We start from the raw sequence: 11003 nt of genomic DNA on the forward strand, positions 1-11003 counted from the left end.
CTTGGTTCACCGTATAAGGAGTAGCACTAGCCGCAGCATTAAAGGCGTAGTTCGTTGAACTAAGGCCACTGGCATAAGTCAGGTTGTAAGAACCTGCATTTGAAGAGGATGTTGGTGCATTGGTGATAGTCGCTGTGCCAGTAAGTCCAGTAGGTGATGCAGAGATGACTGTTCCGGTGCCAGCACTATTGGTATTAAAGGTGTAGTTAATTGTTGGTGTATTGCCATAGATACTGGATTGACCAGATGTAAGGATCACATAAGCTTGGGCTTGGTTCACCGTATAAGGAGTAGCACTAGCCGCAGCATTAAAGGCGTAGTTCGTTGAACTAAGGCCACTGGCATAAGTCAGGTTGTAAGAACCTGCATTTGAAGAGGATGTTGGTGCATTGGTGATAGTCGCTGTGCCAGTAAGTCCAGTAGGTGATGCAGAGATGACTGTTCCGGTGCCAGCACTATTGGTATTAAAGGTGTAGTTAATTGTTGGTGTATTGCCATAGATACTGGATTGACCAGATGTAAGGATCACATAAGCTTGGGCTTGGTTCACCGTATAAGGAGTAGCACTAGCCGCAGCATTAAAGGCGTAGTTCGTTGAACTAAGGCCACTGGCGTAAGTCAGGTTGTAAGTACCTGCATTTGACGAGGATGTTGGTGCATTGCTAATGCTTGCTGTGCCAGCTAGTCCAGTAGGTGATGCTGAGATCACGGTTCCTGTACCCGCACTATTGGTATTAAAGGTGTAATTAATCGTTGGTGTATTGCCATAGATACTGGACTGACCAGATGTAACGATCACATAAGCATTGGCCTTGCTAATAGTCAGTGATCCTGTACTAGAGCCGGCTGATATTGCATAGATTGGTGAACTTAGGCCACTCAAATAGGTCACTGTTGTATAGCTACCGGCATTAGTCGAAGAGTTTAGTGCACCGGTAATGCTTGTAGTCGAGTTGGTGCCAGTAAATACAGCAGTACCCGTTGCATTGACAGTCAAAGTATCGGATGAGAGGTATGTGGTACCCGATCCATTAGCTAATGTATTAAATGAGTAGGTAATCGTTGGCGCTGTACCATAAGTTGATGGGCTGGAAGATCCATAAATCACATACAAGTTAGGTTGCGTACTACGGTACAAGGCATAGTAACCAGCGCCTGATGAAGGTAGCGTGCTGGTTGTGACGCCATAACTAATATATTTGGTAGATTGAGCTGTAGCAAATACAGATAAATTATTACTCGAAGTTGGTGACCCAGAATATAAAGCAATGATGGCGCCTGTACCGGCTGTAATGAAGCTAGACGAACTACTACCAAGAACAATATTGTCTGTGGTATTGCTAGTTGTATCAGCGTAACCAGCAGACAATAAAATTGCTGGTGACGAGGTCACCGCAGATGAGCTAGTAGTTGTAATGTTGTTGTTAACTATTAAGTTACCAGTATTTGTTTTTACAAAAATAGTGCCTGTAGATGACAGTCCAGAATAGGTTATTCCGCCAATAGTCATTGATCCAATAGTGAGCGCCTGATTGTTATCAATCGAGAGAGCGCCGATCCCGGCTGATGAAGCAATAGTTGAAAGCGTGTTAGTACTAGCAGTACTTCTCAGGGTAATAGCCTGGTTACCAACGAGCGCTAAATTGTAGGCATTTACAGTTGATGCAATAGAGCCAGTCACAGTAATAGCGCCAAATGTACTACCAATCAATGAATCAGAGCCTAATGTAATGGCTCCGATATAAGTACCGGTCGTTGCTGAACTGTTAGTTAATGCGCCACCACTCGAGATACCCGTGCCGTTTAAGGTTAAGGCATTAGCATTCGCTAATGTTTTGCCATTGAGATCTAATGCTGCGCCACTGTTAACAGTGATTGCACTAGCAGCTCCACCAAAGGCTGTGGTGCTTCCTGCCTGTAGCGTGCCACCAGTAATCGTAGTGCCGCCAGAGTAGGTGTTGTTACCAGCAAGATTTAGTACAGCACTACTAGAGTTAGCCCCTGTGTAATCAGCGCCTACAGTAGCTACTGTTCCTGTATTCAATTTCAGTGCAGTAGAGCCACCAATTGCACCCGCAATAGACGAGGATGCTGATTTAGAGTTAATTGCTAAGGTAGTGATATTGGAAACACTACCACCGATCGTAGCTGCGCCAGTACCGGAGTTGATAGTGAGGGCGTAGGTGTTTTGGACGCCAATTAAAGTTGTTGAAGATAGGATGACAACACCCGATCCGCCGTTACCACCATTATTTCCATTTTCACTACCACCACCGCCACTGCCAGTATTTACCAAACCGCTAGTGCCAACTCCACTACTTGATGGAGCTGAGCCGCCGCCACCAAGTCCGCCAGATGCTCCAACTCCACTCCAACTACCTCCTCCACCGCCCCCTGCAATATAGTAATTACCGCCACTAGACTGGCCAATATTTGATCCGGTAATTGGATTGAGAATGCCTGAACCACCAGCACCCGCAGCTATGCTTGTTGCACTTGCACCTTGAGCTCCTGCTCCACCGCCACCACCTGAGTAGTACGGTGATGAGGTTTCAGCATTACCTCCCGCATAGCCCTGTCCAGATACCCCCGCACCACCGAGACCCAGCTGACAACCACATTGACCACCGCCACCGCCAGATCCACCACTATTACCATTATTACCGCCAACACCACCATATCCACCACCTAATGCCGTTACCGTAGTAATCCCAGCTCCGGAAATGGAGGATGCAAATCCGTTACCACCGCTGCTACCACCGGCACCAACAACAATCGAATAACTTGTATTAGCAGCAAATGTCACAAGTGAAGATCCGACATTAGTAAGAACGCCCCCAGCACCACCGCCGCCACCACCGTTTTGTCCACCCGCTCCGCCACCACCAACTGCTAAATATGAGATAGCACTTGATGTAACAGGGCTAAATGAATAGTTACCACCACTATAAGAAATTGTTGGCGGGCTACTCAGCGCTGAGAGGCTTGATGTATAAGTGGTCCCGCTTATAAGAAAACTGGACTGGTAGGTATTGGTACCACTATTCGCTAGGTAATAGGCCCAAGTGCTTCCACTAGAGGTGCTAACCCCCCAATATCCAGATCCTAGGAATTCAATAATTCCTGAGCCTACAACTGAAGAACTATTGACGCTACCTGAAACCGTCACTGCTCCATTGCCACCATTACTAGTTGAGCTTAAATTAACATTGCCTGCTAGAACAAGATTACCGCCATAGTTTTGATTACCACTAGTGGTGACATTACCTGCTAAGGTAGTTGTACCAGTATTTGCTGTTGTACCAACAGCAGAAGCATTACAGCCACTAGAATTAATGCACAAATAACCAAGCGCACTATTAGCACTATTGCCACCCACTACGCCACCAAAGGCAGTAGTACCTGCACCGTTAGAAACGGATAAGCCATAGTAACCACCAGCGGTACTGTCTACAGCAGAGGTAAAAGTGATATTGCTATTAGTGGCAGTAAGTGCTGCATTAGCACCTAAGGTGACTGCGCCGCTATAGGTTTGAGCACCACTGGTTGTAATCGAGCCAGCCAAGGTAGAGGTACCAGATATAGTCAATGATGAGGTACCGGTGCTATTGGTAATCGATGGGTTGGTGCCGCTCATAGATAGCGAACCAACTGTAACGGCACCATTTTGAATATCTAATGTACCGCTAGAAATTGTTAGTAATGAAGAGCTATTCCCTAATGTGCCCGATCCAGATAAGACTAAAGTTCCAGCATTAATTGTGGTTGCGCCACCGTAGGTGTTGGCGGCCGTAAGAGAAACAGTACCAGCACCATTTTTAATAATCGCACCAGAACCAGAAATGACACCCGAAAGTGTGACATTAGAATTTCCTGAGAAAGAAATAGTTCCATTATTGGTGATTGAGAGGCCTAGAGGGCCCACGCTCGCGGTATTGTAGTTAACCGTGTAAGTGCTTGGAATAATAAGTGAACTAATGGAACTAGCATTGGTAGAAATAGGTGCAATGCTTGAAGGCGTACTACTACCAGTGACATCCCAGTTGGATGCCGTTTCCCAAAGTCCGCCAGAAGTGCCGGCGTAAGTGAGCGAAACTAAAGAAGAGCTGTAGGAGGTGCAATTATTAATTGCACACAAAATGGGGAATCCACTATTCACCCCAGGCTGATAACCCCATCCGGAAGCAATAGTAAAGGATCCAGAGGTATTACCAAAACCACTTGAGAAATTAGATGCGTTTTTCAGTTGAGCAGTGGTTATAGAGGAGACCCCCGACACTACAACTGAACTAGGGAAGCCCCCTGTGCTTGCATTTAATCCAGGATTTGTTGTTGAATTCCAATAATTACCGCTAAAGCTATTTGTTCCAGACGCACCTCCTGCAATGCCTCCAATGGAACTATTGCCGGTAGCAGTAACGATCGCCCCGCCAAAGTAATTGTTAGTGAATGTACAAACATTCCCACAAGGCAGGTACGCAAAAAGTCCACCAAAATTTTGGTGGTTGTTGCCTGCAGTATTTCCAGTAATAGTTCCTATTGAATAACTATTTGAAACTGATGAATTATTTTGTACGGAGCCTGTAAGTCCACCGACCGTATCAGGACCTGAAACATTCGAAGTACTGTAGCTTGATTGAATAGTTCCGCCATATAAGTAGCCCACTAACCCGCCAGCATTACTACCAGTAGTCAAAATTGAACCCGTACTATAACTAGAATAAATATTTGCAGATTGGCCAAGGCCTACAAGGCCTCCAACATAATTTACACCTGTTACTGATGCCGTTGAGTAGCTATTAGTAATAGTCGCACCGCTGGTATGACCAGCAAAAGCACCCACTCCATTATTGTCATAACTTGCCAATACAGAACCAGCTAAACCCATATTGCTAAATGTGCCACTGGTGTTACCAAATAAACCTATGTTTGTCCCACTGGAGCTAGTGCTATTAATACTTAGACCACTAATAAGGTGGCCAAACCCATTCAAAATACCACTGAATCCACTCACAACTGCAGCAGAATAGGCAGTGCTAAAGCTCAAATTACTTCCAATCACGTAGTTGCTACTTGAATTGATTCCAACAAAATCAGACTCTGAGTTAAGAGCGGTGTATGTGTTAGATCCAAATTTGATTGTTCCAGAAGTCGATACATTGATCTGGCCATTAAATCCAGTGGCAGCACCAGTAGTAAATGAACTGCCACTTAAATAGCCTGAAGTTAAACCGCTCGTGGATGAACTTGCCATACCCATGAGAACTTGGCCACCAGAGGTATATCCAGAGACTCCGCTATTACTTGGCGCCAGGGTAAGAGAGCCACTACCTGTAACGGTCAATGAACCCATGCTTGATGGCGTGCCAACATAAATGTTGTAACCAGAATTGAGTGTGAGTGTGTTCGCAGACCAACTAACATTGTCATTTACATAAATATTTCCCAATGTTCCGTTAGAGGTGGCGGTACAAGCGATGCCTGAGCAAGTATTTGCCGCAGTAATAGTTACAGAGTTATTGGACAATGCAGTTGTAAGGTTGGCTCCGGTAATATTTCCACCAGATGAAGCAATATAAAAATCGTATGGGTCGAGCAACCAGGTACCAGTTGTGCCGTTATTACTTGCTGTTGAGATACTTGCACTATTTACCACATTCAAGGTATGACCCGAAGTCTCAATAAAGCCACCGTTGCTATTTTTACCCAATGCTTGTGCAGATAATGTGCCCGCTACATTGTTGGTGTTACCCCAAACCAAAACATTACCGCCATTGCCACTAGTAATTCCATTTGCCGAGAGGATGCTATTGGCATCCACTGTAGTTAGCTGGGAGGTTGGAACAGTAATAACTGCTGATAGATTTGGTAGGAGGGCATCTTGCGCTGCACTACCTGGAAGTGGATTTGCTCGGAAATCACGACCGGTGACAATGTTACCGCCGCCTAATGTGCCGTTTGCTTCTAGTGTGGCGCCAATGAGGGTTGTACTCATGAGGGCTGACTGAGCAATAGTGCCGCCTAGTCCGGCTCCACCATTCGTTTGGATATAACCGTTATTTTGATAGGTGCCCGCAGGAGAGCTGAGAATGATCAAGCCACCGGTATCGGCATTGGCTTGAATGCTTGCTACAGTATTAAGAGAATTATTGCCGGCGATATAAATCTGGCCAGCTTGAGAATTGAGAACTACTTGAGATGAACTGTCTACCGCATTGGCTGTGATAACGGTGGTGTTATCTAAAGAGGTATTACTGGAGAGGATGTTACTAGTATTCGATGGGGTGAAATTAACTGCTGCCAATAAAGTAGCAACTTGGGAATTAATGGAAGGCGGAGCTAAGGTTGAACCAGAACCCACACCATTAGCAACACCCAGCTGAATAACACCACCCTGAATATATCCATCCGCAGAAATTAAGGCGCCAGTAAAGGTGTTGGTATTTTGTGCCGCCAATGTAATTGCACCGCCAAGATTATTTTTACCGACCGCATCCATAACGCCATAGTTATTAATATTGCCATTTACAGAAACAATATTAATAGAACCACCGTTTTGACCATTGGCTGAAATATAGCTAGTAGCATTTGAAATTGAACCGATATTAATATCACCGGTAGCAATGATATTAATAGCGCCACCGTTTGAGGTATAAGTATTAGTATCTGCAACAAAACTATTTTGACCATTAATAGAATTGCGACGATTATTTGCAGTAATGGTATTAGCAGAATTTAATCCACCTGAGTTGGTATTGTTTGAATTATTGCTATTGCTTCCGTTGGAATTAATATTGCCTAGAATATTTATGATGGCGCCAGCTAAATAGATATTAGAATTAGATCCACCATTGGTATTGATTGAGCCATTAATATTAATTGCTTGAGCTACCGCATAGACACTACCTGCAGTGACATTACTGTTGATGTTAATCGTGCCACCTTGGGCATTGAGGGTCAGGCTCGTTAGCGCATTGGCTGAGTACACATCAGCCAAGAAAGTGATCATGGGGCTAATACTCTGGCTACAGCTACCAATCCCACCACAGCTACTAGCTGTTGCATCTAGTATGACATTCGTTGTATTTAATGCATTCGATAGCACTGTTGCCGCATTGCTATCGATGGTGATGGAAAGCGGATCCGTAGTCCAATGACCGGTTTGACCATGTGGCGCCATGGTATCTACAGCCAGGTTAGAGCCATACTTCACAGTACCTGCAGAGCTGGTATCAATGTTGCCACCATTACCAGAAATCATGCCACCGGTTGCCTTCAACATACCGGCAACATTAGTAGCAATTTGTGACCAAATACTGATCGATCCGCCATTACCGTTTTGGGTGGCTGATGCATCCACAATCGCGCCTGGATTGACATTCACAACGCTAGCATTTACCCGGCTTTGCGCTGTATTTGCATTGGTTTTACCAATCAAAATTTGCCCGCCAGCAGTAGCACCTGTAGCGGTCGTTTTGGATGCTGTATTGAGGTTTACTAGATTGCCAGAAATGGTGACATTGCCACCATTAGCATCTTGTGAATTTGCACTCACTGTACCATTTTGATTTACGGTACCAGCAGTTAAAAATACTTTTCCACCGGATGCTGAAATTGAATCAGCGTTAATTGTGCCAGTGTTATTAATGACTGAGGCTTTTAAATTCGATGCCGCATTAGCAGCAATAATAATTTGACCACCGTTAGCGATAATCGCATGCTTATTAGTAATTAAACTATTAATCGCAGAAGCATCAACACTAATATCAGTTAATTGGCTACCATTAAAGGAGAGTGTGACTTTTGAACCAGAAACTAATGCAATAGTATTGCTATTGGAGATATTAGCAATGAGTACACCTTGGTTTTTGACCTCAGGTGCCATTAATGCAATATAACCATTAATACCATTAGCAGTAATTGTGCCTTTATTAATAACCTTGCCAGATTCACCCCCAGAAAATTGCATTTTTCCAGACATGTAATCAGAATCTTTAATATTCATTGTGGTGGCAACTAGGCCACCGGTATTGATTTCAGCGCCTTTGCCAAATACAACGCCGTTAGGGTTAACAAAAATCACTTGGCCATTGGCATTGACTGCGCCATTAATCATCGACTGACTAGCGCCGTTTACACGATTGAGTGTTGATGCACCGCTATTGGGTTGATTGAAATTCACTGTGGCATTTTTGCCCACATTAAAACTATCCCAGTTAATCACAGCACGCTGCGTGCTCTGATTGATATTCATGACGTTGCCAGACTGGCTAATGCTCGCTTGTCCTGCAGCTACTTGGCCATTCGTAGGTAGAGCATTGGCCGCTGGAGCAGCAAATACATGCGATGAGGCAAGTATCGATGTCAGAGCAAGACTAGCAAGCGCTTTTTTTCGAAGGCCTTTGCAATGCCATTGCTTGTTTTTTAAAGCGAATAGCCCCCGCTCATCCTGTTGATGAGCTCTCTCTTGGTTGCGAGAAAACGCAACTTGAAAAGATTGAAGGGTCTTAGGCAAAAACAATATCCCAAATTAAATTGATATGAGTGGATTATTCAGAGGCTGGTAAAAACCCTCAACCCTCCGATCGGAGGGGTTTGATAATTTTTTTACTTTTATTAAGCAGTTCTTATTTGAAAGCGAACCAATAACTATCAAAACGGAATGGATGCTCTTATCCATGCCTGCACTGACTTATAGGAGTTATCCACATTGAGCTGTTGCCCGCTGGAGTTATACAAGGGATTATTCCCAATGCGTGCCGCCAAAGAAGCGGTGACTAAAACCTTATCATATGAGTACTTTGCTGTTATGCCCGCATCGCCCAATTGATACTGATTGTTGGCATTGGTTAACCCTTGCCAGCCGCTGTATAGATTTACGTATTGTTGTACCAAACCCAAATCGCCAAAGATTCCTAATTGCCAATTTTCATCGAGGCGGTGCATGAGTTCGGTCGATAGAATGGCGCCTTGGGAACCGCCACCTTGGGAGGTGGGATAAGCACGTACACCATAAGCACCACCCATATAGATCTGCTCCGAGGAGTTCAAGTTCTTATTAGCAAATTGACCGTAAATGGAGTTTGTCCAAGTGGTGTCACTCAAAAAGGAGAGATCTTGCGCATAGGTCAGACTAAAGGTCCATTTTGAGTAGGCGCCTGCAGTACCTACCCCGTTTTGGTCTTGCTGGGACTCTGCAAGGTTGCGGATACCTAAGTGACCAAACACATAGCCTGCTGAGTAATTGAAGATCGAACCATCGGTAGTAGCCCAATCGCCACTAACACTCGCGTTAGCGGCAGTGAGTTGATAGCTACTTAAAGTATTAATCACTGGCGCTGTTTGGACGTTGTTGTATGCGCGGTTCTCTATACTCAGTTTTGCTGTCGAGTTGGCGCTTTGACTACGCTGCAATGCGTAAGTAGTATTGGCTTGAAAAGTAGCCGCAGAACCTGCCGAAGGGGTGGAGGCATTCCAGTTGGGCAAAGTCATGTACTGCAAGTAAGAGCTTTGCACTCCCACCTTCCAACCATCGTAGCCAATAGGCACAATGTAGTTACCGACGACATAACCAGAGCCCTGGGACTGTATGGCATTGAGGTTTACCTGATCCCCTAAACCAGACAGGTTATTCAAGCTGAGATTGGCAATGGCTTGGGCTACTCCGGTACTAGCCGATCCATAGTTACTCAGAGCGGCTTGGCCACTGAACCATGGCATGTCTGATAGCTTGACTTTAAAGTTGCTTAGGCCCGCATCATTACCGGGCTCAAAAGCTCCTGTTGCAGATACGCCTGGTGTCTCGTTTAATAACAGCATGGCCCGTTCAGTGGCCTGCGTATTAATATAGACCTCACCATTGGTGCCCTGGGTGATATAAGCCTTGGCACGCTCTAGAGAAAAACGCGCAGTTGTTTTAGGCGAAATATCAACGGGCTCAACAATGACTGCGCCCATCTTACCTTCTAAGATTTTGATGAGCACAACACCATCTTTAATCTCTTGAGGGGGCAGTGTTGCTTGAGCAATGCGCTGATGGGCAGAGTAAAAATCCTGAATTGCTACTGCTGCATCCTGCAATTCACTAATTTGCAGTGTTTTATTGACCCATGGTGCCACGACTTGGTCTAACTCTTTACCACTAAAAAGTGTATTCCCCTCAAAGGTGAAGTGTGAAACGGTGATCTTGTCAACCCGATTCTCGGTAGGAGCCTTTTTTTCTGATTTAGGCGGTTGAACTAAAGGCGCCTGTGATTCACGTTGGAGCTGCAGATCCAAGTTGCGCTGTAACGCACCAGCATCAGGTGCTGACTGAGACCATGCGCCCTCCGACACTCCTGCCAATATCACCGCAATGTGTGAATATAGTAGTGAACGCATTTTCGGCCGAGCTGGCTTCATATATCTTGATTGCTTCATATAGTAATAGTCATATTGAATGTCTTGTGCACCAATAGATTGGATTGTTACAGCGTGGAAGTAGTCTGACAACCCTACGAAAGTAGGGTTCAAAGTTAAATCAAGCGATAGTGAGCGTCGTATTTAATGAAATTAGTTCAGCGAGAGAACGTAAACGCAATTTGTACATTACTTCTGACTTATATTCCTTAACCGTTGGCAGTGAAATGCCCAAGGCATTGACCAACTCTTTATTGCCATAGCCCTTCGCTAAAAGTTCAAATACTTGTCGCTCGCGAGGGGACAAGGTTTTAAGAGCTTCAGATAGTTGAGCTTTGCGTATCAGGTCTTGCATAGCGATAGCATCTTGCTCTATCGCTTTAGCTACTGCACCTAAGAGAGCCTCACGGCTAAACGGCTTTAGCAAAAAATCGACTGCGCCACTCTTTAGCGCCGCAATAATTTGCTCATCCGAGCTTTCACCACTAATGAAGATGATGGGAATTTTGTGGCCTTTGGAAATTAACTCCGATTGCAACTCAACACCGGATTGCTTTGGCATTCGCATATCGGTAATGAGGACTGCTGGCGCTAGAGGCTTGAAT

General features: G+C 44.9%; 3 protein-coding genes. All 3 read right to left on the reverse strand.

The window, feature by feature from the left end; all coding sequences use genetic code 11:
• The coding region (locus tag A9236_RS10715; RefSeq protein WP_143070642.1) for a filamentous hemagglutinin N-terminal domain-containing protein at positions 1-8515 on the reverse strand (8515 nt) is incomplete at its 3' end.
• A 137-nt stretch (positions 8516-8652) separates the two neighbouring features.
• The gene (locus A9236_RS10720; RefSeq protein WP_161485628.1) at positions 8653-10380 is read right to left on the reverse strand and encodes a ShlB/FhaC/HecB family hemolysin secretion/activation protein; all 1728 of its coding nucleotides are present in this window, start codon (positions 10378-10380) and stop codon (positions 8653-8655) included.
• A gap of 139 nt (positions 10381-10519) precedes the next feature.
• Positions 10520-11003, reverse strand: a 484-nt coding sequence (locus A9236_RS10725) for a response regulator transcription factor (RefSeq protein WP_143070644.1), incomplete at its 5' end; no start/stop codon positions are given.

It is taken from the genome of Polynucleobacter sp. QLW-P1DATA-2 (genome assembly GCF_001870365.1).
Taxonomy (GTDB): Bacteria; Pseudomonadota; Gammaproteobacteria; order Burkholderiales; family Burkholderiaceae; genus Polynucleobacter.